The sequence below is a fragment of the Cystobacter fuscus genome (assembly GCF_044360685.1).
GTDB classification, from domain to species: Bacteria; Myxococcota; Myxococcia; order Myxococcales; family Myxococcaceae; genus Cystobacter; species Cystobacter fuscus_C.
Genome location: NZ_CP043491.1, coordinates 2447339 through 2471382 on the forward strand (window position 1 = coordinate 2447339; position 24044 = coordinate 2471382).

20 protein-coding genes are annotated in these 24044 nt (G+C 71.2%); 13 read left to right on the forward strand and 7 right to left on the reverse strand.

Going from position 1 to position 24044, the window contains the following annotated elements; all coding sequences use genetic code 11:
- Positions 1 to 66: 66 nt before the first annotated feature.
- Positions 67 to 372, forward strand: coding sequence for a hypothetical protein (locus F0U63_RS10140; protein ID WP_395845688.1), 306 nt, complete (start codon positions 67 to 69; stop codon positions 370 to 372).
- A gap of 225 nt (positions 373 to 597) precedes the next feature.
- Here the strand turns inward: F0U63_RS10140 and F0U63_RS10145 are convergent, their stop codons facing one another.
- The gene (locus F0U63_RS10145) at positions 598 to 1569 is read right to left on the reverse strand and encodes a GlxA family transcriptional regulator (RefSeq protein WP_395845689.1); all 972 of its coding nucleotides are present in this window, start codon (positions 1567 to 1569) and stop codon (positions 598 to 600) included.
- Positions 1570 to 1674: 105 nt separating this feature from the next.
- A complete protein-coding gene (locus F0U63_RS10150) occupies positions 1675 to 2544 on the reverse strand; it encodes a hypothetical protein (protein ID WP_395845690.1) in 870 nt (289 codons plus the stop codon).
- A 111-nt stretch (positions 2545 to 2655) separates the two neighbouring features.
- Between F0U63_RS10150 and F0U63_RS10155 the strand changes: the two genes are divergently transcribed.
- From F0U63_RS10155 to F0U63_RS10175, 5 genes are all read left to right on the forward strand, one after another.
- Positions 2656 to 3402: a hypothetical protein gene (locus F0U63_RS10155; protein WP_395845691.1), complete on the forward strand. Its 747-nt coding sequence runs from the start codon at positions 2656 to 2658 to the stop codon at positions 3400 to 3402.
- Between the two features lie 2 nt (positions 3403 to 3404).
- On the forward strand, positions 3405 to 3962 hold the full coding sequence (locus tag F0U63_RS10160) for a class I SAM-dependent methyltransferase (protein ID WP_395845692.1): 558 nt from the start codon (positions 3405 to 3407) through the stop codon (positions 3960 to 3962).
- Positions 3963 to 3967: 5 nt separating this feature from the next.
- Positions 3968 to 4873 (forward strand): RluA family pseudouridine synthase, encoded by a 906-nt coding sequence (locus tag F0U63_RS10165; protein WP_395845693.1) that lies wholly within the window; start codon positions 3968 to 3970, stop codon positions 4871 to 4873.
- A 256-nt stretch (positions 4874 to 5129) separates the two neighbouring features.
- On the forward strand, positions 5130 to 5342 hold the full coding sequence (locus tag F0U63_RS10170; RefSeq protein WP_395845694.1) for a hypothetical protein: 213 nt from the start codon (positions 5130 to 5132) through the stop codon (positions 5340 to 5342).
- A 280-nt stretch (positions 5343 to 5622) separates the two neighbouring features.
- Complete coding sequence (locus F0U63_RS10175) at positions 5623 to 6429, forward strand: hypothetical protein (protein WP_395845695.1); 807 nt, start codon at positions 5623 to 5625, stop codon at positions 6427 to 6429.
- A gap of 28 nt (positions 6430 to 6457) precedes the next feature.
- On the opposite strand, the gene F0U63_RS10180 is transcribed toward F0U63_RS10175, so the two are convergent.
- Both F0U63_RS10180 and F0U63_RS10185 read right to left on the reverse strand, forming a co-directional pair.
- Positions 6458 to 10300: an ATP-binding protein gene (locus F0U63_RS10180; protein WP_395845696.1), complete on the reverse strand. Its 3843-nt coding sequence runs from the start codon at positions 10298 to 10300 to the stop codon at positions 6458 to 6460.
- 107 nt (positions 10301 to 10407) lie between these two features.
- Positions 10408 to 11463, reverse strand: coding sequence for an alkene reductase (locus F0U63_RS10185; RefSeq protein ID WP_395845697.1), 1056 nt, complete (start codon positions 11461 to 11463; stop codon positions 10408 to 10410).
- 136 nt (positions 11464 to 11599) lie between these two features.
- Here F0U63_RS10185 and F0U63_RS10190 point away from each other — a divergent pair, with 136 nt between their 5' ends.
- Complete coding sequence (locus tag F0U63_RS10190) at positions 11600 to 12061, forward strand: Rrf2 family transcriptional regulator (protein WP_395845698.1); 462 nt, start codon at positions 11600 to 11602, stop codon at positions 12059 to 12061.
- A 72-nt stretch (positions 12062 to 12133) separates the two neighbouring features.
- Here F0U63_RS10190 and F0U63_RS10195 read toward each other — a convergent pair whose 3' ends face one another.
- Positions 12134 to 12418, reverse strand: coding sequence for a hypothetical protein (locus F0U63_RS10195; protein WP_395845699.1), 285 nt, complete (start codon positions 12416 to 12418; stop codon positions 12134 to 12136).
- 254 nt (positions 12419 to 12672) lie between these two features.
- Between F0U63_RS10195 and F0U63_RS10200 the strand changes: the two genes are divergently transcribed.
- Positions 12673 to 13896 (forward strand): Tox-REase-5 domain-containing protein, encoded by a 1224-nt coding sequence (locus F0U63_RS10200; protein WP_395845700.1) that lies wholly within the window; start codon positions 12673 to 12675, stop codon positions 13894 to 13896.
- A gap of 9 nt (positions 13897 to 13905) precedes the next feature.
- Positions 13906 to 14649 (forward strand): Imm52 family immunity protein, encoded by a 744-nt coding sequence (locus F0U63_RS10205; RefSeq protein ID WP_395845701.1) that lies wholly within the window; start codon positions 13906 to 13908, stop codon positions 14647 to 14649.
- A gap of 86 nt (positions 14650 to 14735) precedes the next feature.
- Here the strand turns inward: F0U63_RS10205 and F0U63_RS10210 are convergent, their stop codons facing one another.
- Positions 14736 to 15110, reverse strand: coding sequence for a hypothetical protein (locus tag F0U63_RS10210; protein ID WP_395845702.1), 375 nt, complete (start codon positions 15108 to 15110; stop codon positions 14736 to 14738).
- 161 nt (positions 15111 to 15271) lie between these two features.
- Between F0U63_RS10210 and F0U63_RS10215 the strand changes: the two genes are divergently transcribed.
- The 4 genes from F0U63_RS10215 (at position 15272) to def (ending at position 23352) form a co-directional block, all read left to right on the forward strand.
- Positions 15272 to 16030, forward strand: coding sequence for a hypothetical protein (locus F0U63_RS10215; protein ID WP_395845703.1), 759 nt, complete (start codon positions 15272 to 15274; stop codon positions 16028 to 16030).
- Between the two features lie 90 nt (positions 16031 to 16120).
- Positions 16121 to 18364: a primosomal protein N' gene (gene priA, locus F0U63_RS10220; RefSeq protein ID WP_395845704.1), complete on the forward strand. Its 2244-nt coding sequence runs from the start codon at positions 16121 to 16123 to the stop codon at positions 18362 to 18364.
- 15 nt (positions 18365 to 18379) lie between these two features.
- Positions 18380 to 22723 carry a hypothetical protein gene (locus F0U63_RS10225; RefSeq protein ID WP_395845705.1) on the forward strand — a complete coding sequence of 1448 codons (4344 nt, stop codon included), beginning with the start codon at positions 18380 to 18382 and terminating at the stop codon, positions 22721 to 22723.
- A 107-nt stretch (positions 22724 to 22830) separates the two neighbouring features.
- Positions 22831 to 23352 carry a peptide deformylase gene (def, locus tag F0U63_RS10230; protein ID WP_395845706.1) on the forward strand — a complete coding sequence of 174 codons (522 nt, stop codon included), beginning with the start codon at positions 22831 to 22833 and terminating at the stop codon, positions 23350 to 23352.
- Here def and nth read toward each other — a convergent pair.
- Positions 23349 to 24008 (reverse strand): endonuclease III, encoded by a 660-nt coding sequence (gene nth / locus F0U63_RS10235; RefSeq protein WP_395845707.1) that lies wholly within the window; start codon positions 24006 to 24008, stop codon positions 23349 to 23351. The two genes, def and nth, sit on opposite strands and share 4 nt — an antisense overlap.
- Positions 24009 to 24044: the final 36 nt, after the last annotated feature.

Genomic DNA, 24044 nt, shown 5'->3' on the forward strand with positions numbered 1-24044 from the left:
CCGGTGGGGCAGGGCATCAGATTGGCGGCGGGCTTCACTGACAGTCAGTGAGCGGAGGGGGATGGCATGAAGACTTCGTCTTTGTGGGGAGGGGTGCGCGCGGCCGCCGCGGTTGCGTGCCTGGGGTGGCTCTGGGCCGGGTGCGGCGGCGAGCACGAGGACTTCGCCAGGAAAGGGGAGGAGGCCCTCGGCGGGCAAGCCGTCCTCAACACGTTCGACATTGAACCCACGGTCCAGGCCTTCGATGCCACGAACGTCCCCCCGGGCAGCCGCATCTGCCTCAAGGCGGGGGCTGACGGCAAACGCGGCGCCCTGACGATCAAGAACATCAACCCACGCAGACGAACATGTCGAAGTCGAACGTCCTCCTGAGCAACCCCGCCCAGTCCACTCGCGGCCTCCTCTCCTTCAGCGGTTGCTTGCTGACCGCTGCCTGGGGTGCCACGCTCGCACCCTCCTCACCTGCTTGAGGGACCAGAAATGGCCGCAGTTTGGCGCCTGGAGCGAAGACGCCGTGGAACCTCGTGAGGTTTGCCCGAGGCGGAGGCACCAGGGACGCCACACGTCGCCCGAGGCCCGTCCCTCCTCCTTCCTGGCTCAGTGGCTGGCGGGAGGGGCGGAGCGGAACGCGCGGCGGTAGGCCTGGGGGCTCGTGGTGACGAAGCGCTGGAAGTGCTCACGGAAGGCGGTCGCCGAGCCGAAGCCGACCCGCTCCGCGATGGCCTCCACGGAGTGTCCCGTCGTCTCGAGCAGTTGCTGCGCGCGGCGCACGCGGGCGCGGAGGATCCACTGCAGGGGGGTGGTGCCCATCTGTTCGCGGAAGCGGCGGTTGAGCGTGCGCACGCTCAGGGCCGCGTGACGCGCGATGTCCTCGAGCGTGAGCGGCTCGTGGAGGTTCTCGTCGAGCCAGCGCAGCAGCGGCTCGAGCGACGAGCCATCCGGGGCGGGCGGGGCGTGCAGGATGAACTGCGACTGTCCTCCGTCGCGCTCGAGCGGCATCACCGAGAGCCGGGCCGCATCCGCCGCCACCGCGGCGCCGTGGTCGAGCCGCACCATGTGCAGACAGAGATCGAGCCCCGCCGCGGCGCCCGCCGACGTCAAGAATTGCCCCTCATCGACATACAAGACATCCGGGTCGACCTGGATCTCCGGATGGCGGCGCGCCAGCTCGTCCGTCACCCGCCAATGGGTCGTGGCTCGCCGTCCATCGAGCAGCCCGGTCGCCGCGAGCAGGAAGGCCCCGGAGCAGATGGAGGCCACGCGTGTCCCCGAGGCCGCCGCCGCGCGAACCGCCCGGAGGAGCTCCTCCGGCATCGGGGCGCTCACGTCCGCGATGCCGGGAAGGATGACGGTGTCCGCTCGCGCCAGCTCCTCCAGGCCCGAGTGGGTTCGCAGGGTGAAGACTCCGGCGTTCACCTCGGGGGTCACCCCACAGACCCGGACCTCGTAACCCGCCCGGCCTCCAGGAAGCCGCACATGTTGGAACACCCCCGTGGGGATCGACAGATCAAACGGGACGACTCCGTCCAGCGCGACGATGGCCACGACGTGCATGGCGCGAAGATGCATGAGCCTTCACTTCTCGCCAAGACAACCCGGGTGGCCGCCGGCTGTTTGGCCAGAAGTCGTTGATTCTTGTCGCGATGTCGCTCGCTCCCTCGCGGTGGGCCGGGGCTAGTGCACCTGGACCTTGAAGGTGAGGGCCACGCTCCGTCCGCGCTCGCCGCCGAAGTCCTGGTGATAGGCCACGTCGAAGCCGCCTCCGGGGGTCATCAGGCCGAGGCCCACGCCCAACTCCGAGGAGCGGGTGAAGCCGTTCCACGTGTAGCCCGCGCGGATGGGGAAGTTCTCCCCGAGGACGTACTCCAGGCCGCCGCTGTAGGTGAACGTGGTGCGCGCGTTCGTCGTGAAGTCCGCGCGCGCATCGGCCGCGAGCGTGAGCATGCCGGCGAGCACCGCGGCGTGGGCCGAGTAGTAGCGGGTGAGCTCGGGGTTCTTCGTGTCGATGAGGTTGTGCGCCGACACGCCCAGGGAGAAGAGCCCCAGGCGCAGCAGCAGGCCGGCGTCACCCGTGAAGGCATTGGCCTGGCGGGCGCCGCGCATGACGAGGTAGCGCGAGGCGACGCCCAGCATGAGGGCCTCGCCCAGGGGCAGCGCCAGGGCGACGGTGTTGAGGTGGGCGGTGGCGCGCTCGCTGCCCTTGCCGAGCGTGATGAGCTGCTGGGTCACTCCGCCGGCGAGCGGATTGGTGGCGTCGGCGACGGAGACCGAGCCGAAGGCATCCTTGCCCACCCAGTCCCAGCCACCCGTCAGCTCGGCGCGGTAGGTGCGGAAGGCGGCGACGGCGGCCGGGTTGCCCGTGCCCGCGTCTCCCCCCAGGCCCAGGGCCCGCCAGGCCCCTCCCATGCCCAGCGAGCGCGCGCTCGTCAGGTTTCTCAGGTCCTCGGCCCGAGGGGAGACGGCGGGGGGCGGCTCGGCGTCTTCCTGGGCCGCGGCGGACAGGGACAGCAGGAGGGCCAGCAGGAGCGTTGGACGGTGCCACATGCCGTCCTCCTTACTGCCTTGATGGAGGGGAGGGCCACCACTACATTCGCCGCCCCCATGCCCACCCCATCCGCGACGACACAGCCCCTCCGCCGCACGCGTGCCCTCGCCATGAAGCGGCCCGTCCTTCTTCTCGGCCTCCTGACGGCGCTGAGCGCCGGAGCCTATGTGCTGCCCGGCGGCTCCATCATGCGCCGCATGGTGGGCGCGCGCCACGAGCTGTCCTTCTCCTCGATCAAGGCGGATGGCTCGGTGCACTTCTATGGCGCCGGGGTGAAGGAGGCGGGTGGGGCGCTGGGCCTGCCCACGGATCGCCCGGAGCTGGAGGCGGACGGCACTTTGTACCTGCGCGTGCCCGATCGCTGCCGCTTCGAGGCGAAGGCGGCCGAGGGCAACACGGTGGCCTCGGTGTCTTCCGGGGGCCGCAAGCGCGTGGAGGGCACGGAGATCCCCGCGCTCACCGAGGCGGTGCAGCAGGTGTGCGCGCTGCTGGCGGAGCGCCGGGGCTCGGTGCAGGAGGGCCGCGAGGCGCTCGAGGAGTACCTGCGCGGACTGGACATCGAGCCGCGCACCACGTCGCTGGCCCGCTTCGGTGGCGAGGTGGTGTACGTGCTGGGCACGCAGGGCGAGGGCAAGCCCCAGTTCTGGGTGTTCAAGGACAACTTCCGGCCCGCCCGGCTGCTGCACAAGGACGCCAAGGGCACGCAGTGGGATCTGCGCTTCCAGGACTACTCCTCGGCGGCCACGGGCGAGATGCTGCCGCGCACCATCGAGGTGTGGCGCGGGGGCGAGCGGCTGCTGCGCTTCACCGCGCTCGCGGGCGACACCCGGGCGAAGCTCGCCGACACGCTGTTCTGAGCATGTCCGAGGCCGATCGTCAGCGGTGGAACGCGCGCTATCAGGAGGGCGCCGGGGCCCGTGAGCCCTCGGCCTTCCTGCGCTCGCTCGAGCAGCGGCTGCCGCGCACCGGCCGGGCCCTCGACGTGGCGGGAGGCGTGGGGCAGGAGTCGCTCTGGCTCGCCCGCCGGGGCCTGGACGTCACGTGCGTGGATGTCTCGGACACCGCCCTGGAGCGCGCCGCCGCCTCCGCGCGCGAGGCGGGGCTTTCGCTCGGGCTCCAGCGTCTGGACGTCGAACAGGAGCCCCTGCCGCCGGGCCCCTTCGCGCTCGTGCTCTGCTTGAACTACCTCTGGCGGCCCCTGTTCTCCGCGTTCGCCCAGGTGCTCGCGCCGGGCGGCCTGCTCGTCTTCGCCCAGCCCACCCGGAGCAACCTGACGCGGCACGCCCATCCCTCGGCCCGCTTCCTCCTGGAGGACGGGGAGCTGCCCGGACTGCTCCAGGGCCTGGAGATCCTCTCGTACACCGAGGCGTGGACGGAGGAGGGGCGCCACGAGGCGCGGCTGGTGGCGAGGCGCTGAGGCCCATGTCCCTCCAGAAACTCACCGTTCCCCGCGAGGCCGCCGGTGCGCGGCTCGACAAGTTCCTCTCGGCGCACGTGCCCGGGCTGTCGTTGGAGCGGGCACGGGGCCTCATCGAGCAGGGCCACGTGCGCATCCGGGGCAAGAAGTGCCAGCCCACGCGCAAGCTGTGGGGCGGGGAGGAGATCGAGCTCAGCCGCCCCGAGCCCCGTGCTCCAGCGAGGCGCTTCGTCGAGGGACCCGAGCTGCCGGTGCTCCACGATGACGCCTCGTGGGTCGTCGTGAACAAGCCGGCGGGGTTGAGCGTGGAGCCCGCCGGGGGGAATGTGCCCTCGGTGGTGGAGCTGGTGGCGGCGCGGCTGCCGCCCTTCGACGTGGAGGGCCAGGCGTTGCCCGGCGTGGTGCACCGCCTGGATCGGGACACCAGCGGCTGCCTCGCGCTGGCGCGCACGGACGCGTCGGCGGCGGCGCTCGAGCGGGCCTTCCAGGAGAAGCAGGTGGACAAGCGCTACTGGGCGCTGGTGCTCGGGGAGACGCCCGAGCGCGAGCGGCTCGAGGGGCCCTACGGGAGGGATCCGAAGGATCCGCGGCGCTTCACCACGAAGGTGCGCTCAGCGCGGCGGGCGGCGCTCTCGTACGAGGTGCGCGAGCGGCTGCGGGGCGCGACGCTGGTGGAGGTGCGGCTGGAGACGGGGCGCACGCACCAGATTCGCGTGCAGCTGGCCGAGGCGGGCCACCCGGTGCTCGCCGACGCCCTGTATGGCCCCGACGAGACGCGCACCCACCCGGCAGCGGGCGCGGTGGGCCGGCACGCCCTGCATGCGCTGCGCTTGTCCCTGCCAGGGGTGAGCGTCGAGGCCCCCCTGCCCGAGGACTTCCAACGGGCCCTGGCGCTGCTGCGCGGAGCGTAGGCCCGGGGCGCTGGCGGGCGGGAGATGTCACCTACCGGACGAGTGGGACGGTGTGCGCGCCCGCGCGGGGATGGCGCCGCGCAAGTGCCTGGAATCCGGAGGGCAAGTGGCGGTGCCGGGGGGGATGACGGGAAGGAGCCACCGGGGCGGGAGGGACGCGGGATGTCAGACCCCTCGGGTAGTTTCTCTTCTTGCCGCTGAACCGGAACCCCAGCGCCATGGGCGTGAGGGAGGGTCTCGGCGGTGAGGAGGCTGCATGCGAATGAAGCTGTGCGTGCTGGGGGCGCTGTTGGCGATGGCGTCGGTCCTGCCGCTCCTGGTTCCGGTTCCGGCGCGTCCCGCGCCCCTGGCGCCGAAACACCCCTGCGAACTCATCACGGTGATGCGGGTGCCGTGTGATGCCGCGACCGCCACGTGCGAGTACACCTATTGGGAATGCCCGCGGAGCGTGAACCCGCTGCGCTCCTGACGGCGTGAGCGCGGGCTGCCTTTGCAGAGCGGTGAGCCGGGGTGCGCGCGCGGCCCGGCTCGCCGCTCTGTCGTTGCCGGAGGACGTCTGGCTTCTGTCCTGAAGACGAGGGTCAGCCTGTGCAGGGGAAGACAGGATGCCTGCATCTCGTTCGTGGACAAACAGTTCGGGCGGCTCGGGTTTGGCGATGTTCCGGTCCTGGGATTCCATTCCGGCCGCGGTGGCTGTCCCCGGCGGGCCCGTGGCTCTGGACTCGCGTGGGGGGGAGGGGAGGCACCACGTGTCGATGCAGCGGATTGCCGAATGGCTTTCTCATGCCGCGCGCCAGTTCCATCAGGAGCTGGCTGGGGTGGCGGAGCTCGCGCGCACGGAGGGCTCGCGCAGCGCGGCGGAGCGCCTGGTGGAGACCCTGGCCTGGCGCCTGTCTCCGGCGCGGCGTTCCTTCGCGCGGCGTCTGAAACATGAGCGGGCCCTGGCGCGGGAGTTCGACGAGCGGTTCGGCGTGGACACCTGGAGCGAGTCCTCGCTCACCGAGGCGGGGGTTCCGACCGACAAGGCGCGAGACGGCAATGGCATCTACCGGGGCATCTGGGCGGATGTCTTCCACGAGGCGCTGCGCGACACCGGGCTGCCCGTGGGGGAGCTGACGTTCGTCGATTACGGCGCCGGCAAGGGCAAGGCGCTGCTGCTCGCCTCGGCCTATCCCTTCCGCCGCATCGTCGGCGTGGAGTACGCACCGGGCTTGTACGAGGTGGCCCGGCGCAACCTCGCCGTGTTTCGCAGCCCCACCCAGCGCTGCTTCTCCCTGGGGGTGGAGGGGGCGGACGCGCTCGAGTGGGAGCCTCCCGCCGAGCCGCTGCTGTGCTTCTTCTTCAACCCCTTCAGCGACGAGGTGATGGAGCGGGTGCTCGCCCGGATCTCCGAGTCCTGGTACCGCATCCCCCGGGACATCTACCTGCTGTACGTCAACATCCGGAACACCGGCGAGCAGGCCCGTGTCTTCGAGCGCTGCTCGGAGCTGACCCTGCTGCGCCGCGGCCGGCATGCGCTGCTCGCCAAGGTGACGCCCCGCGTCGTCCACGAGTGACGGCCCTGCGCCCGGCGGTGTCCTCGCCTCACTCCGGGCCGAGGATCATCTCGCGGACCTTGTTGGCCAGCACGTCCAGGGCGAAGGGCTTGGTGAGCATGTCCATGCCGGGCGCGAGGAACTCGCCGCGCACCGCCGCCTTCGCGGCATAGCCGGTGATGAACAGCACCTTGAGCTTCGGCCGATGTGCGCGCGCCAGTTCCGCCATCCGCCGGCCGTCCATCCCCGGCAGCCCGATGTCCGACACCAGCAGATCGATGCGCTGGGAGGACTGGAGGATGGGCAGTCCCTCCTCGGCGCGGCTGGCTTCCAGCGCCCGGTAGCCCAGGTCCCCGAGCAGCTCGACGACGAGCATCCGCACCGCCGGGTCGTCCTCGACGACGAGCACCGTCTCCCCCGCTCCCCGCGCGGCCTCGTCCCGGGTTTCCTCGTCACTCCCGGTGTCTCCCTGGTGGCGCGGCAGATGGATCTTGAAGGTGCTGCCCCGGCCCACCTCGCTCTCCAGGCCCAGGTGCCCCGCGGACTGCTTGATGAAGCCGTAGATCATCGACAGGCCCAGCCCCGTGCCCTGGCCGCTGGGCTTGGTGGTGAAGAAGGGCTCGAAGATGCGCTCTCGCAGCTCGGGCGCTATCCCCGTCCCCGTGTCCGTCACCACCAGGACGGCGTAGTCACCCGGCGCGAGCCCCTCCTCCCGCCGCGTGAACTGTTCGTCCAGGTGCGTGTTGGACGTCTCGATCGTCAGCGTGCCGCCCTCGGGCATGGCGTCGCGCGCGTTGATGCACAGGTTGAGCAGCGCGTTCTCCAACTGGTGGGGATCGGTGTACACGCGCCACAGTCCGGTGCCGGGGCGTACCCGGAGGGTGATGCTCTCGCCGAGCGTGCGCCGCAGCAGCTCCTCCATTCCACTCACCAGCGCGTTCATGTCCACGGACTTGAGATCCAACGCCTGGCGACGCGAGAAGGCCAGCAGCCGTTGGGTGAGCGCCGAGGCCCGCTGCGTCGAGGCGATGGCGGCGGAGACGTAGCGATCCACCCGCTCGTACTCCCCGCGGGACACGCGCAGCTTGAGCAGATCCAGCGCGCCGCTGATCCCGGTGAGCAGGTTGTTGAAGTCGTGCGCGATGCCGCCGGTGAGCTTGCCCACCGCCTCCAGCTTCTGGCCCTGGCGCAGCGCCTCCTGGGCCTGCTCGAGCTCCGCCTGACGCGCCTTGTCCTCGGTCACGTCGCGCGCCACGCAGTAGATGCGCCCCTGGTCGGGCACCGCCTTCCACGAGAACCAGTGCCAGGCGCCGTGCACATCCCGGAAGCGGCTCTCGTAGCGCGCGGTGGTCACGCCCGCGGCCAGCCGGGCGAGCTCCTCCCGTGCCTTGCCCAACTCCTCCGGGTGCGCCATCCACTCGGAGGTACGGCCCACCAGCTCCTCCTCCCGCCAGCCCAGGGTGCGCCGCCACGAGGGATTCACGCTGAGCCAGACGCCCTGGGTATCGGAGATGAGCAGGTGATCCTGGCTCACGTTCCAGATGCGGTCGCGCTCGCGCGTGCGCTGCTCGACCCGGGCCTCGAGGTTCTCGTTGGCGCGGCGCAGGGCCTCGTTCGTCTCGCGGCGCAGGCGCGCCAGGCGCAGCGCGCCCTCCACGCGCGCGAGCAGCTCCCGGGCGCTGAAGGGCTTGACCAGGTAGTCATCCGCTCCGGCCTCGAGGCCCTCCACCGAGGACTCCTCCCCGGCCCGGGCGCTCAGCAGGATGATGGGCAGCTGCGCGGTGGATGGATCTCCGCGCAGCGCCTGGATGAGCCCGAAGCCATCCAGCCGGGGCATCATCACGTCCGACAGGAGGAGCGCCGGGCGGTGGGCGCGCACGGCGGCCAGGGCCTCCACGCCGTCCGCGGTGGCCTGCACCGAGTAGCCCGCGTCGGTGAGCAGGCGCCGCACGTAGGCGCGCATGTCCGCGTTGTCGTCCGCCAGCACCAACCGCTCCCGGGGCGTGTCCCTTCCCGCCGGCGCGGCCCCGGCCAGTGCTCCTTCCGGCAGGGAGGGCTCGGAGGCGCCGGGCAACAGGCTGAGCGCCTCCTGGACGTAGGCCGCGGCGTGCTTGGACGGAGGCGGGCGGACCCCGGAGGCCGGGTGGGGGGAGGGCGAGGCCTGGGGACTCTCGAAAGGCACCTGGACGGTGAAGGTGGATCCCTGGCCCTCCTCGCTCTCCACGCGCACCGCGCCGTGATGCAGCCGCACCAGCTCCTGCACCAGCGCCAGACCGATGCCCGTGCCCTCATGGCTCCGTCCCCGCTGTCCCTCTATGCGGTGGAAGCGCTCGAAGACGCGCGGCAGCTCCCGGGCGGGGATGCCCACCCCGGTGTCGCTCACGGACAGCTCCGCCCCGGCGTCCACGGCGCGCAGGCGCACCGCCACCTCTCCCCGGAGCGTGTACTTGAAGGCGTTGGAGAGCAGGTTGAGGACAACCTTTTCCCACATGTCCCGGTCCACCCAGACGGGCGCGGGCAGCGGCGGACAGTCCACCACGAGGGTGAGCCCCGCGCGCTCCATGGCCGAGCGGAAGGTGCTCGCCAGCTCGGCGGTGTAGGCCGCCAGGTCCACCGGCTCGAACACCGCGCGCACCCGGCCCGCCTCCAGCCGCGAGAAGTCCAACAGCGTGTTGACCAGCTTGAGCAGGCGCAGGCCATTGCGATGCACCCGCTCCAGCCCCTCGCGCTCGACCTGGAGGGTGCTGGCCCCGGGCGGCGCCGTGGCGAGCATGTCCTCCAGGGGCCCGAGCATGAGGGTGAGCGGGGTGCGGAACTCGTGGCTGGCGTTGGAGAAGAAGGCCGTCTTGGCGCGGTCGATCTCCGCGAGCTGCTCGGCCCGCTGGCGCTCCAGCGCGTAGGCCTGGGCGTTGGCGATGGCCGTGGTGATGTGGCCCGCCACGCGCTCGAACAGCGTCCGGTACGCGGCGTCCAGCCGCCGCCGCGGACTGATGCCCGTCACGAGGAAGCCATGGGGCACCTCCGGCCGGGCGCTCTGGATGGGGGTGACGAGCACCTCCTCGACGGGCTCGGGCCAGGGCGTGCCCGGCAGCCGCCGGGCGAGGCGCGAGGACAGGCCCCCGACGCTCGCCGCCGCGCCGCTGGCCAGCACCTCGGCCAGCGGCCAGGGCGTGGCGCCATCCGGGAGCGCCGAGAGATCGAGCTCGGCCGGGCGCAGGTCCGCGCGGGCCTCGAGGTTCGCCTGGCCCACCAGGCGCGCCCGGCGCGAGCGCTCGTCATGAAGATAGATGAGACAGAAGGGGGCCTCGACAGGAGTGCGTGCGAGCGTGTCGATGGCGGACGCGCAGGCCTCCTCCGCGGTGCGGGCCTGGGCGGTGCGCTCGGACACCTCGCGCAGCAGCCGCTCGCGCCGCTCGGCGAGCACTCGGTAGGTGGTCTCGGTGACGGCGGTGAAGATGCCCTCGACCCGGCCGTCCTCGCCGCGCACCGGGCTGTAGGAGTAGTAGAAGTAGCACTCCTCCGTGTAGCCGAAGCGGTGCAGCGGCAGGAGCTGGTCATCGGACCATGTCGCCTCGCCGGTGTTCATGACGTGGTCGAACATGGGGCCGATGATGTCCCAGATCTCCGCCCACACCTCCGCGCCCGGACGCCCGAGCGCCCACGGATGTTTCTGGCCGGGCACTGGACTCCAGGCGTCGTTGTAGAGGAGTGCCCGCGTGGGGCCCCAGTACAGGACGATGGGAAAACGCGACCCCAGGCAGATGCCCACCGCCGAGCGCAGCGCGGGAGACCAGGTCTCGACCGGCCCGAGGGGCGTCTGGGACCAGTCCTTGGCGCGCATGAGCGCGCCCATCTCCCCGCCACCCGCGAGAAAGTCGAGGCTGTTGGACATGGACGCTACATGCATCCACTTCCAGCGGGCGTACAAGCGTCGTGGCTTCGGTTGGAATGGAAACCCGTCCGTGGACCGGCCAGGCGGCCTCGCGCGCCCATGCGTCCTCAGGCCAGGCGCGGGTAGTCCGTGAAGCCCGCGGGGCCGGGGGTGTAGAAGGTGGCGTGGTCGGGCACGTTGAGCGACGTGCGCCGGGCGAAGCGCTCGGGCAGGTCGGGATTGGCGATGAAGAGCCGCCCATACGCCACGGCATCCACGGTCCCCTCGCTCAGGGCCTGCTCGCCGTCCTCGCGCGTGAAGTCGCCGGCGCCGATCAGCTTGCCCGGATAGAGGGCGCGGATGCGCTCGAGCGGGATGCCCGGGCCGGAGCCGTGCCTGCGGTCCTGCTCGGTGGTGCGCGTGGCATGCACGTACGCGAGGCCGAGCGGGGCCAGCCTCTCGAGGAGATAGGCGAAGGTCTCCTCACCGCTCGGGTCCGGCGCCCCGTCCACCGTCGCGCTCGGTGACAGCCGGATGCCCACGCGATCGGCCCCCATGGCCTCGCTCACGGCCGCGACGAGCTCCAGGGCCAGCCGGGTCCGGTTCTCGAGTGAGCCGCCATGGGCATCCGTGCGCTGGTTGGCGCCCGCGCGGAGGAACTGGTCGAGCAGATAGCCATTGCCGTTGTGGATCTCGACGGCGTCGAAGCCGAGGGCCCGCGCCGTGCGAGCCCCCTGCGCGAACGCCTCGACCATGGCGGACAGTTCCGTGGGGGTGAGCTCGTGGGGTTTGAGCTGGTTGGCCACCGCCCACCAGCCCGCGGCCCGTTGGACATCGTCCGTGGCATACCGCGCCCGGCCGACATTCCAGAGCTGGGCGGCGATCCGCCCACCCTCCGCGTGGACCGCGTCCACGACGGTGCGCCAGGCCTCGGCCTGCCGGGCGGTGAAGAGGCCGGGAATCGCCGGGTAGCCCTCTCCATAGGGCGCGACCGCGATCGCCTCCGAGACGATCAGCCCGGCGCTGGCGCGCTGCGCGTAGTACTCCGCGACGAGCTTCGTCGGCGCGAGCTCCTCATCCGTTCGCAGTCGCGTCAGGGGGGACATGATGAGCCGGTTGGGCAGTCGCAACGCGCCGAGCGTGACGGGCGTCTGGAGGAGATCCGAGGTGGGGTGGGGGGACATGCGGGCTCCCGGTGGCTGAAGTGTTCCCGTGAGAGATACAGATGCCCCTATTTATGTGCAATAGTGACAGTTGCACTTTCGGACCGGGAAGTGTTCTTCTCATTGTTGCAAAAAACAGGCGCGCTATATTCAGGGCATGACGGATCTGCGCTTCTCCACGGCGCTGCAGATGATGCTGGGCCTGGTGCTGGCCGAGCGGGAGGGCGTGGCGAAGATGTCCTCGTCGGAGCTGGCCGAGGGGCTGGGCGCCAACCCGAGCCTCGTGCGCAAGCTGCTCGTGCCGCTGGTGCGCGCGGGGCTCGTGGAATCCTTCATGGGCAAGAGCGGTGGCGTGCGGCTCGGGCGGCCGGCGGGGGAGATCACCCTGCGCGACATCTATTGCTGCGTGACGGACGGCAAGAAGCTCTGGTCGGCGCGGTCGGATGTGCCGCACCGCTGCCTCGTCAGCTCCAACATCGAACGCTTCTTCGATGGGCTGGCGGACGAGGCGGAGCAGGCGATGCTCGACACGCTGGGCCGCCGTACGCTCGAGCAGAGCTTCGCCGAGCTGCGGGCGATGGACAAAGCGAGGCCCGCGAAGCGGGGGCCCCACTGGTGAGCCTGGCCGCCTCGAGGGCCCGAGCCCTGGTGGGAGGTGGCTCCTCGGCGCGGTGGAGCCCTTCGGTGTGCGTCAGTAACAGGACTGCGGAGGGGTCGACGTGGAGTAGGCGGTCCTCTTGCCAATCAGCGTGAGCTGACCGTCGCAGGTACAGTCATAGGCACCCACCCACTGCGTCCGGCTCGCATCACTGAAGTATTCGATGTGCCAGTTCACGCCCACTTCGCAAAGCCAGACGGCATCCTGCCGGGATGCCGACTCGTCATGGGTGTCCGTATCGACTTCCATTCCACCACATCCGCCAACCATCAGGCCCGTCGCCAGGAACAAGCCGCCGATGATGTGCTTTCCCTTCATGTGCCGCTCCCTTGCCAACATGCGCGGACGAGCCCGCGCGCGCGTGACGGTACCATGGCGCCGGATGTGGAGGGCTCCTCCAGGGCGCATGACGGCGAACAATCCCGAGCACGTGGCGTTCACCGCTCCGTGTGCGAGCTACTCGACCGGGCCGGTCTCCTCCCTCGTCCGGAGCCCGTGACCGGCGAGGAGTGACCAGGGCAAGATCAGGGTGTGGCGCAAGGCCGTACCGGCCGACCCTACACGGGGGCCAGTTGGCGAAGACGCCCGTCACCCAGCGGAATTTCGCCCCGCGCCGCGTGCTCTCCTGGCTGTTGCGCGAGGTGCTCGTGGGCGGCGAGCGCGTGGAGTACGCGGATTTGAAGTGGCGTGCCGAGCGCTTCTTGTTCCTGGTGCTGGTGCGACCGGATGGCTACCTGGTGGCCGCGCCTACTGGGACGCCCCTTCAACGACTGGGCGCCCTTCGACTCGTGGAGGGCGTGTGGAAGGCGGGCCCGCTCGCGGTGGGCGACTTCTACTTCTCTCGTGGGGGCGTCTTCTACCCGGTGAATGAGGCCCTGCGGCGCGTGGACGTCCCGCCTCTGGCCGAGCTGGGCCTGGGGAGAGACCCGCTCAACGCCGCGCTCGACGGAGCCCAGGATGCCTTGGGGGAGATGGCGGTGGCGCTTGCCCAGTCCATCCTTCATCCCATCCGCACGGTGGAGGACCTGGCGCAACTGCCTGGCACGGTGGCGCTCCTCGTAGCTTCCTCGCCCGAGTACTTCGCGCGCTATGGAGCCATGTCGCGGGAGGACCAGATCCGCGAGGCGGCGCGCCTGTCCACGCACGTGCTCCTGATGTTCGGGGGAGCAGCGGGCTCCGTGGGGCGCATGAGTGGGCTGGGGGCACAGCTGCCGGCGCTGTCACTCACGGCGAGGGGCGAGCTGGTGCTGGGCGGTGTCGCCGTGGCGGGAGTCGCGACGGCCAGCACCGTGGGGATGGACCTGGGAGCCCTCTCCATCCTCCACATGGCGAGAGGTCCGGCGAACCCCGGCGGCGCGAGCGGGAAGAAGGGGGCGTCCACCGGAACGGCTTCTGGGACGGGGCCGGGCAAGTGGACGTACAAGAAGCCCACCACCGAGTCCAGGCAGGCGCTGGATTACCAGGAGCAGATAACGGGACGGCCCTCCTGGTACGTGTACACGATTGGGAAAGTAGAGTTCGACGGATTCAACGGCAAGGAACTGCTGGAGGCCAAGGGTGCTAATTATAAGCACTTCCTCAAGAAGGATGGTTCAGCCCAGCCCTGGTTTCTTGCTGGAGAGGGATTCGAGGATCTGATGGAGCAGGCCAGGACTCAGGCGCGGCTGGCAAGGGACCTGAAGCTTCCGCTGGTTTGGCACGTGGCCGAAGCGGAGTTCGCGAGCTTTCTCCGTGAGATCTTCAAAAAGAATCGGTTAGGCGACATTGACGTCCGCTATACACGGCCGACGACGTGAGGGGTGCGCATGGACGAGCGGTACTACATGGGTGGGTACTGGGGACCTCGCAAGGAGACGCCGCTGGAGTGTGCCCGGCGTGCGGAACTTTTCTTTCACATGCTGGCGCGGTGTGATCCGACGTTCACTCAGTGGTATCGGAGAGGGCGTGGTGCCCCCCGCTCGCTTCCTGGTCATCCTGTCCGCGCAGATGCAGCAGAGTGGGAGCAGTTGTTCCTGCGTGGGAGACTTCGTACGGACGTCGACAAGGAAGTCATCGAGGATTTAGGCTTCGGCGCGCACGTCTGGAACGCGAAGGGGAGTCAATGGACCCGCATTGAGTTGTATTGCGGTGCTTATTCTCCGGGGGCCGTGAACGTGTGCTTGTTCAATCCGCCCGAGGAGGGCCCACCGCGGGAGCGGATACTGCGTGCCCCACTGCTGGCCGAGGTGCTCACCAGCCTGGCCACGGCTTGGGACCCCGACTTTGCCATGGTTAGTTCCTCGGAGATGGTGGACCTCGTGGAGAAGCGTGAGGGGGAGGTGAGGGTGGGGTGGCTGACGTACCTGTCGCGACGGCTGGGCACGGTGCCGCCGCTGCCCGCTCCGGTACGCATCGAGCCGGTGGGGATGTTGGGCTGGCTGCTCGTCCTTTCTCCCGAGCGTATGACGGCGACCAATCCCGAGCACGTAGCGTTTACCGCCCGTGTGCGCGAGCTGCTCGACCGGGCCGGTCTCATCCAACGTCCGGAGCCCGGGGCCGACGATGAGTGACCAGCACGGGAGCAGGGGTGGTCTCGACCAACCCTACACGGATTGGATCCCATGCCTTCCAGTTCCATCTCGTGGAGCCAGATGTTCTACTGGTTCGGCTTGTTCTTGAAGGTGAGCAGGATGTCCTCAAGAGTTGTTTTCTCCCCAAGCTCGATACGGTGATTGTAGCTCTCGTCGAACAGCGTCAAGGGCTTGGCTTCGGGGGAAATCATCAAGCCATACCAGAGCGCGAACTCTGCGCAGTCTCGCAGTGCGCCGTTATTGATGATGGTCGAGCCCTCGCCGCCGAGGGAGCCATCAATTGTCGAGTTTGACATCTCGAGTTGAAAATCGATGGACCGGAACCCCTCTGGGCTGGACGCGTCTTTGAGCTTGAGCAATGGCCATCGTGATTTGAGTAGGGCGACGAACTGCTGAACTGAAATGCTCCACCCATCACGGGTCATCAGGTACCAGTCCATGTGCAATTTCCTTCAGGGCTTGACCACGAACCTACCCGGAGTGTTCGTCTCTCTCCGCAATGTCTCGAGGAAAGCAAGGGCACGCTTATCGGATCTGTGCTTCGTGTTGACGTGACAGGTCGAATCCGCTCCGCTGGGCGCCGAACTGATCGGGAGTGCACGTGGCGGACGACAAGAGCGGGATGGGGAGTGGGTGGGGGCCGTTCGAACGGGGCGGTGCCTACGACGAGGTGGGGACCGATCTGGGCAGTCTCCACGACGCGTGGGACGTGGAGACGGGAAAGCCAGTCCTGCAACTGCTGCCCACGGACGGTGTGGAATGGCGGCCCGAGGGGCCCTGGCGGGTCTCCCTCTTGTGCCAGCCACAACCCACTTTGGTGACCGTGAGGGTGGAGGAGGCTCCCGCGTCCGTGCCCGTGTCGGAACTGGCTGACATCCTCGTGCTCACCTCCGCCGCCGTCTCGCGCGTGGAGCACAGTCCCCGGCTCCAGGCACACCTCGCTTCGGGTTTGTCTCCGACTCCTCCCTCTTCACACCGGAGCATGGGCCGCACGGCCGCGAACTGGACCGGTCTCTCACTCGCTCTGGGCGTCTGGCTGCTGGTGAGTCTCTCCGAAGCTCCGTCCCCCTTCGCTCAGGGAGAACCCGCGAATTCCCTCTCCCAGGAGGAGGACTCGTCCTTCGTCGATCTGGCGGAGTCGGACCCGGTGGCCCTCACCTATCCCATGCCCGACAAGCCCCTCCGTGATCAGGCGGTTCCGCCCTGCAAGCGCAACCGGAGCGTCGTGGAGATCAACGGCGGGTGCTGGGTGGAACTCTCACAGAAGCCCCCCTGCGACCCGGATACGGCCGAGTACCAGGGCAAGTGCTACATGCCGGGCGCCAAACCCAAGAGGTCGCCTCAATCCGCTTCTCCCTGATGTCAAGATTTCCGACCGAGGGGGGAGGGGCTCCCCTGGCCGGAAACTACCCGTGTCAGGAGCCGCCGCTACAGTGGCCCCTGAGTCACCGTGCCTGCCCCCTCCCTCGCCTCCGTCGCCGTCGGCCGCCCCGTCCGCGGCGAGTACACCTACTCCGTCCCCGAGTCCCTGTCCGGCAGGCTCTCGCCGGGCCAGCGCATCCTCGTCCCCTTCGGCCGGAGCATGACGCTCGGCTTCTTCCTCGGCCCCGCCGCTCCCCCCGCCGAGGGCGCCAACGTCAAGCTCAAGCCCATCCTCAAGGTGCTCGAGGACTCGCCCTCCCTCCCGCCCGATCTCATCGCGCTCCTGCGCTTCGCCGCCGAGCACTACCGCTACCCTCTTGGCGAGGTCATCCGGGGCGCTCTTCCCCCGGGGCTCACCAAGGCCGAGGAGGAGAAGGAGGCCAAGCCCGACGTGCAGGAGTTCGCCGAGGCGCTCGTCACCGAGGCCCCCGCCGCCCTGCGCCGCGCCCCCGCCCAGTCCGCCGCCCTGGCCTACCTGCTCACCGTGGGCGGCCGAGTCCCCGTGGAAGAGGTGGCCCACGCCATCCCCGGCGCCCGCGAGACGCTGCGCAAGCTGGCCTCCCGCGGCCTCGTGCGGCTGGAGCAAGTGGTGCTCGCCCCCGGCGTGCGCGAGGGGCTCGGCCAGAACCGCCCCGAGCACCTCACCCCCGAGCAGGACGCCGCGGTGAAGGAGCTGCATACCGCCGTGGACACGGGCGGCTTCCAGCCCTTCCTCCTCCACGGCGTCACCGGCAGCGGCAAGACCGAGGTCTACCTGCGCGCCGTGGAGCGCGCGCTCGAGCAGGGCAAGGGCAGCCTCGTGCTGGTGCCGGAGATCGCCCTCACGCCGCAGCTCGTCGGGCGCTTCCGTAGCCGCTTCGGCGCCGACGTGGCCGTGCTGCACTCGGCCCTCAAGGACCGCGAGCGGCTCTTCCACTGGCAGGCCCTGCGCAAGGGCACGGTGCGCATCGCCGTGGGCGTGCGCTCGGCGGTGTTCGCCCCCGTGGAGAACCTCGGCCTCATCGTCGTGGACGAGGAGCATGACCCGTCCTTCAAGCAGGAGGACAAGCTGCGCTACCAGGCGCGCGACCTCGCCGTGGTGCGCGGCAAGCAGGCCGGTGCCGTGGTGGTGCTCGGCTCGGCCACCCCGTCCCTGGAGACGCTGGAGAACACCCGCCGCGGGCGCTACCGCAAGCTCGAGCTCAAGCACCGCGTGGATGACCGGCCCATGCCCACGCTCCAGTGCGTGGACCTGCGCCAGGAGCGCCCGAAGGATCCGCTCCAGACGCAGGAGGCGCCCATCCTCTCCCAGCCCCTGCTCGACGCCATGGCGGAGACCATCGGGCGTGGCCAGCAGGTCATCCTCTTCCTCAACCGCCGCGGCCACAGCACCTTCCTCCTGTGCGAGGTGTGCGGCGCCTCGGTGAAGTGTGGCGACTGCGACGTGTGCCTCACCTACCACCGCTCACAGAACCGCCTGGTGTGCCACTACTGCGGCGAGGCCCACGGCGTGCCCGAGCACTGCCGCGAGTGCACCGGGCCCCTGCTCAAGCTGGGCATCGGCACCGAGCGCGTGGAGGCCGAGGTCGCCGAGCGCATCCCCCAGGCGCGCGTGGCGCGGTTGGATCGGGACTCGGCCACGAGCGCCGAGCGCCTCACCGAGCTGCTCGCCTCCTTCGCCCGCCGGGAGATCGACGTGCTGGTGGGCACGCAGATGGTGGCCAAGGGGCACGACTTCCCCGGGGTGACGCTCGTGTGCGTGGTGATGGCGGACACGTCGCTGGCCATCCCCGACTTCCGGGCCGCCGAGCGCACCTTCCATCTGCTCACCCAGGTGGCCGGCCGGGCCGGACGCGGCAAGGATCCAGGGCGGGTGCTCGTGCAGACGTACAACCCGGACGCCGAGCCCGTGCGGCGCATGCTCGCCCACGACTTCGAGGGCTTCTCCGAGGGCGAATTGGAGCGGCGCCGCGCGCTGTCCTGGCCTCCCTACACGCGCATGGCGGCGGTGCGGCTGGAGGGCGAGAGCCCCGAGCAGACCGCGAGTGTCGCCCGCTTCCTCGGCGACTTCATCGGCCGGCACATGCCTCCGGCCTCCTGGGGGGTGCGCCTGCTCGGGCCCGCCGTGGCGCCCATCTCGCGAATCCGCGGCAAGACGCGCTGGCAATTGCTGCTCAAGGCGCCCACCCACGCCGCGCTCGCGCCCCTGCTGGCCAGGCTGGAGGCGAAACTGGTCGATATTCCCTCCGCGGTGCGCGTGACGATCGACGTGGATCCCGCGGCCATGTTGTAGACTCCTGCGCCCCCAATGGCCGAATCGGTTCTCCTCGTCCACGACGACATCGCCATCATCGCCACCGTGCGGCGGTTGCTCACGCGCGAGGGCCATGAGGTCATCCTCGCCACGTCCGTGGCGGATGCGCTCATCGCCTTTGGCCACCACCTGCCCGCGCTCATCATCCTCGCCCCCGGGGTGGAGGGAGGACGCGGTCCGTTGGTACTCGAGGAGCTGGGGCTCCACCCGGACATGCGGCTGGCGCGCGTGCTGCTGCTGGGCGAGCCCATCACCGGCAGTGCCGCCCCGGTGGCGCCGCTGCCCCTGGACGGGGCCAACTTCGTGGCGCAGGTGTCCACCCTCATCCACTCGCCCTCCGGCCCCGAGGGCTGGTACGTGGTGAAGGAAGAGGAGCCGGAGCCGCCGCTCGAGCCACTCGAGCCGCTCCCGCCGCGCTCGGGTCCTCCGGGGCTCGTTCCCCGGCAGGCCGGGCCGGGCCGCGCCTCCGGGAGCGAGCCCGCGCTCCCCACGTCCCCGTTCGCGCTCGACGCGGATGAGCTGTTCTCCCACGTGGGATTGACGGGGGAAGTGCCCCTGCCGCTCCTTCCGCCCGAGGTCTTCGCCCCCGCCCAGCCCGCGCCGGTGCCGGCCGAGCTGGAGCAGGAGGGCGAGGCGGAGTCCCTCTTCGGGCAGACGGAGCAGGCCGTCAGCTCGGGGCGCACCATTCCCACCATCACCGCGGTGAGCCCGGTGGAGATGGGGCCGGTGTCGGCTCCCGTGCTGGCTCCAGAGCCGGTCAAGCCCCTGCCGTCGCTGCCTCCGGTGAAGGCCATCAGCCCGGAGACAGTGGACGTCGACGCGGAGGCCCGCGCCGAGGCCGAGCGGCGCGCGCAGCGGGAGATCGAATCGGCGCAGGCCCGTGCGCGCGATGGGCTGGAAGCCTCCGATGACTTCTCGCCGGGCGAGCTCGCCGCCCGGGCCGGACCCCAGCTCGGGGACGAGGGGTTCTTCGACGTGGAGCCCACGCCCGTGGCGCCCACGCCGGCCCTGCGCGAGGCGGAGGTCCGGACCCTGGCGCCCGAGTCCCCCCGGCTCCTGGAGGGCTCGGACCTGGAGCCCGTCCCGGAGGACGCGCCGCTGCCGACGGAAGGTGACGCGCCCGAGTCCTGGGAGGAGCCGCACCAGGAGAGCGCGGCGGACTGGTTCGACTCCGGGCCGGAGAAGGCCGCGTCCGGGCCCGCTCGCGAGGGCGCGCCGAGGGCCGTGGCGGAGCCCGTGCCGGAGGTGGGCGCGCCCGCGAAGGTGGATGCGCTCCCGGCGGAGGAGGCCCTCGCCGTCCTGGAAGTGCGCCTGATGCGGACGGAGCGGCGGCTCGCGCAGCTCCAGGCCGAGCGGGATGCGGCCCAGAAGGCGCTGCAGGAAGCGGAGCGCGATCGCGCGGAGGCTGATGCGTTCGCGGAGGAGCTCCACTTCTCGCTGCAGCAGCACTCGGATGCGCTGGCGGACCGGCAGGCCGCGTTCAATTTGGAGCGGGAGCGCCTGACGCGGGAGGCGGCGGGCCGGGAGGAGTCGCTGCGGCGGGAAGCCGAGGCGCAGCGCGCGCGGCTCGCGGAGCTGTCCGGGGAGCGGGAGCGCGAGGCCACGCTGCGGCGCGAGCTGGAGCGGCGGTTGGAGGAGGCGCGCACGGGGCAGGCGGATGCCGCCGGACTCCACCAGCGGCTCGAGGAGCTGCGAGGCCAGCTCGAGGAGGAGCGGCGACAGCGCCTCGAGGCGGAGCGGCGCGTGGCGTCCGAGGCGGAGGCGCGCGCCCGGGCGGAGGCGCGAGCCGAGGAGGAGCGGGCGGCGCTGAGGGACGCGGAAGCCCGGGCGGAGTCGGAGCGGGCCGCGCGAACGCGGGCGGAGGCGCGGGCGCGGGAGGAGCAGTCGGCGCGAGTGGACGCGCGGGCCCGGGCCGAGGAGGAGCAGGCCGCGCTGCGGGAGGCGGAGGAGCGGGCCGAGACGGAGCGGGTTGCCCGGGGAGAGGCGGAGGCGCGAGCCGAGGAGGAGCGGGCGGCGCGGGTGGAAGCGGAGGCCCAGGCCGAGCAGGAGCGCACGGCGCGGGAGGCGGCGGAAGCGCGGGCCGAGCAGGAGCGGGCGGCGCGGGTGAAAGCGGAGGCGCGCGCCAAGGAGGAGCGGGCGGCGCGAGCGGAGGCGGAGGCTCGGGCGGAGGCGGAGCGCACGGCGCGGGAAGCGGCGGAGGCGCGCGCCGAGGCGGAGGCGAAGTCCCGTGGGGAGTGGGAGGCGCGAGCCCACGCGGAGGCGAAGGCGCGCAAGGACTTGTCGGCGCGTGTGGAGAAGGAAGCCAGGGCCCGGGCGGAGGCGGAGGCACGCGCCGCGGCGGAGGCCCAGGCGCGCGCCCAGGCCGAGAGCCGGGCGGAGGCCGAGGCGCGGGCCCGGGCGGAGGCCGAGGCACGGAGCCACGCCGAGAAGAAGGCGCGGATGGACGTGGAGGCGCGGGCCCGCACCACCGCGGATGCGCGCGTGCAGTCGGAGATGCAGGCCCGGGCGGAGGCGGAGGCCCGAGCCGAGGCGGCGGATGCGGCGCGGGCGGAGGCGGAGGCCCAGGCGGAGCGGGAGGCCCGGGAGCGGGCCCGGGCTCAGCAGGGCGCCGAGGCGGCCGACAAGGCCCGGCTGCGCGCGGAGGCGCGTGCCAGCACGGCGGAGCAGGAGCGCGACGATGCGCTCGCCCAGGCGGAGAGCCAGCTGCGCGCCCGCGAGGAAGCGGAGATGCGCGAGGTGGCCCTGTCCCGGCGGCATCAGGAATGGGAGGCCCGGCTGGAGGGCGCGACGCAGGCGCGCTCCGAGGCCGAATCCCAGGCCGAGGAGCTGGAGCGGGCGCGCGTGGACGCGGAGACGCGCGCGGTGACGGCGGAGCGGCTGCGCGTCGAGATGGAGCTGCGGGTGGAGCGCGCGGAGAAGGCGCGTGCCGCGTCGCAGGCCCGCGCCGCCGAGGAGAAGCAGGCCCGGGGTGAAGCGGAGGCCCGGGCCGAGTCCGCCGAGCGTGCCCGGGACGAAGCCCTGGCCCGGGTGGAGGCGGGACTCCACGCGCGCGAGGCCTGGTCGCGCGAGTCCGCCGAGCTGTCCGAGCGGCTCGCCCGGCTGGAGGAGTCCCTGGCCGAGCGCGCCACCCAGCTCGACGAGGCGCGGGCGGAGGCGGAGCGGTTGGGCAGTGCGTTGTCGGAAGCGCGCCGCGAGGTGGAGCGGCTGGAGCAGGCGCGGGCCCAATCCGGGGAGCGGCTCGCCCGCCTCCAGGCGGAGGCCGAGGCCGCGGAGGCCCGGAGCCGCGCGGCGCTCATCACCTTCGAGGAGCCCGGGGGCTCCCTGGTGGACATCCCCCGGGCGGGCAGCGTCAACCGGGAGGGCCTCGCCTCGCTCCTCACGCGGCTCCAGTCGGCGCGGCTCCAGGCCCGCTTCGAGCTCAAGGGGACCGGGGCCCTGCGCGTGTTGTGGTTGAAGGACGGGCGGCTCGTGGGCGCCCTGTCCTCCGCGCCCGACGAGTCGCTCATCGACCGGGCCCGGGCCGACGCGCTCATCGACGCGCGCCAGGAGAACGAGCTGCGGCTGGTGCGCGGCTCCTCCACCGGCGCGCTCATCGACACCATGCGCGCGCGCGGCCACCTGCTGGAGAACGAGGTCGTCCCGCTCGTGCAGCGCTACACCGAGCAGGTGGCCCTGGACGCGTTCGGCGAGGACTCCTCGCTCTACCGGCTCGTCGAGGAGCCACCGCCCCACGAGGTGGCGCTCGCCGCCTCCACCCGGCCCCTGCTCCACCTCCTGGCCGAGGCGCTGCGCGACCACGTCTCCGCGGAGTCCTTCCTGTCGGCCGCCGGAGGGCTGCGCGCCGGGGTCTTCCGGGGCGAGTCCATGCCGGAGGCGTTCGGCCTGTCCGCGCGCGAGCTGCGGCTGCTGTCGGAAGTGGACGGGGAGCAGACGCTCGAGCAGCTCCTCCTGGGCGCGGGCCTGCCCCAGGACACCGCGTTCAAGCTGCTCTCGCTGCTGCACACGCTGGGGCTCATCGTCCTGAGGCCCGCGGTCCCGGTGTCCGGCCAGGACGCTCCGGGTGAGCTGGAGGTGCGCCGGCTGGAGTCCAAGTTCGAGGAGATCCAGGACGCGGACTACTTCTCGGTGCTGGGGCTGGCGCGCACCGCGGGGAGCGAGGACGTCAAGCGCGCCCATGCGCTGCTGTCCGCCGAGTTCCACCCCCTGCGCTTCGCGGGGCATCCGGATCCGGTGCTCCAGCACCGGGCGCAGCAGATCTCCAACACCCTGAGCGAGGCGGCGCGGGCGCTCGCGGATGATCGGCTGCGCGAGGAATACGCCCGGAGCCTGCTGGACTGAGGCCCGGCTGGGGGGAGGGGAGGCGTCCGTCCAGGGCCAACGGCCCGGCGGCGGGGGCCCGAGAGCGCGGGTTGCCCGTCCGACCGGGTTGGGATTATGAGAAGCGGATGGTCCGAGAAATCCTCATCTGGCCCGATCCCGTCCTCAAGCAGAAGGCCCGGCCGGTGGCCCGCGTGGACGACACCGTGCGCACGCTGGTCCGGGACATGTTCGAGACGATGTACTCCGCCCAGGGCGTGGGGCTCGCCGCGCCGCAGGTGGGCGTGTTGCAGCGGGTCATCGTCCTGGACACGCGTCCGAGCCAGCCCGAGTCCCAGCCGCTGGCGATGATCAACCCGGAGCTCATCGCGCTGGAGGGCAAGGCCACCTACCACGAGAGCTGTCTGTCCATCCCCGGCGAGTCCGAGGACGTGGAGCGCGCGGCGGTGGTGACGGTGCGCTACCTCGACGAGGAGGGCCACGAGCAGACGCGCGTGTGTGACGGGCTGCTGGCGATCGCCGTGCAGCACGAGACGGACCACCTCAATGGCACCGTCTACGTGGACCACGTCTCCTCGCTCAAGCGCGAGTTCATCCGCAAGCGGATGAAGCGCGTGAAGGCGTCGCGCGAGACCCGGCCGTCGGCTTAAGGCGCCACGCCCTTCTTCGGGCAGAACTCGGCCACGGGACAGCGCTCGCACGCGGGCGAGCGCGCGAAGCACGTCCTGCGCCCATGCCACACGAGGAGCTGGTGGCCCTTCATCCACCGCTCCGAGGGCAGCAGCGCCTGCAGGTCCATCTCCACCTTGTCGGGATCCACGTGACGGGTGAACCCGAGCCGGAACGCCAGCCGCTTCACGTGGGTGTCCACGGGAAAGGCGTCATCGCCGCCCAGGTGGATGCACACCACGCCGGCCGTCTTGCGGCCCACGCCGGGCAGCGTCTCCAGGATGGCGCGCGAGCGAGGCACCTCACCGCCGTGCTCCGCCACCAGCGCCCGGGCCGCCGCGACGAGGTTCTTCGCCTTGGCGCGGTACAGGCCACACGACTGGATGAAGGGCTCCACCTCTTCCACGCTCGCGCTCGCGTAGGCGGCCGCGTCCGGGAAGCGCTGGAAGAGGGCGGGGGTGACGAGGTTCACCCGCTTGTCCGTGCACTGGGCGGACAGGATGACGGCCACCAACAACTCCAACGGAGTGCGATAATCCAGCTCGATGCGCACGTCCGGCATGGCGCGCTCCAGCCGCTCCAACACCTCGATCGCCCGCAGGCGCTTGGACTGCGATGATTCGCGTGCCACGCGCACGGCTGTACGTCAGAGCGACCTGTGCCGTAAAGAAGT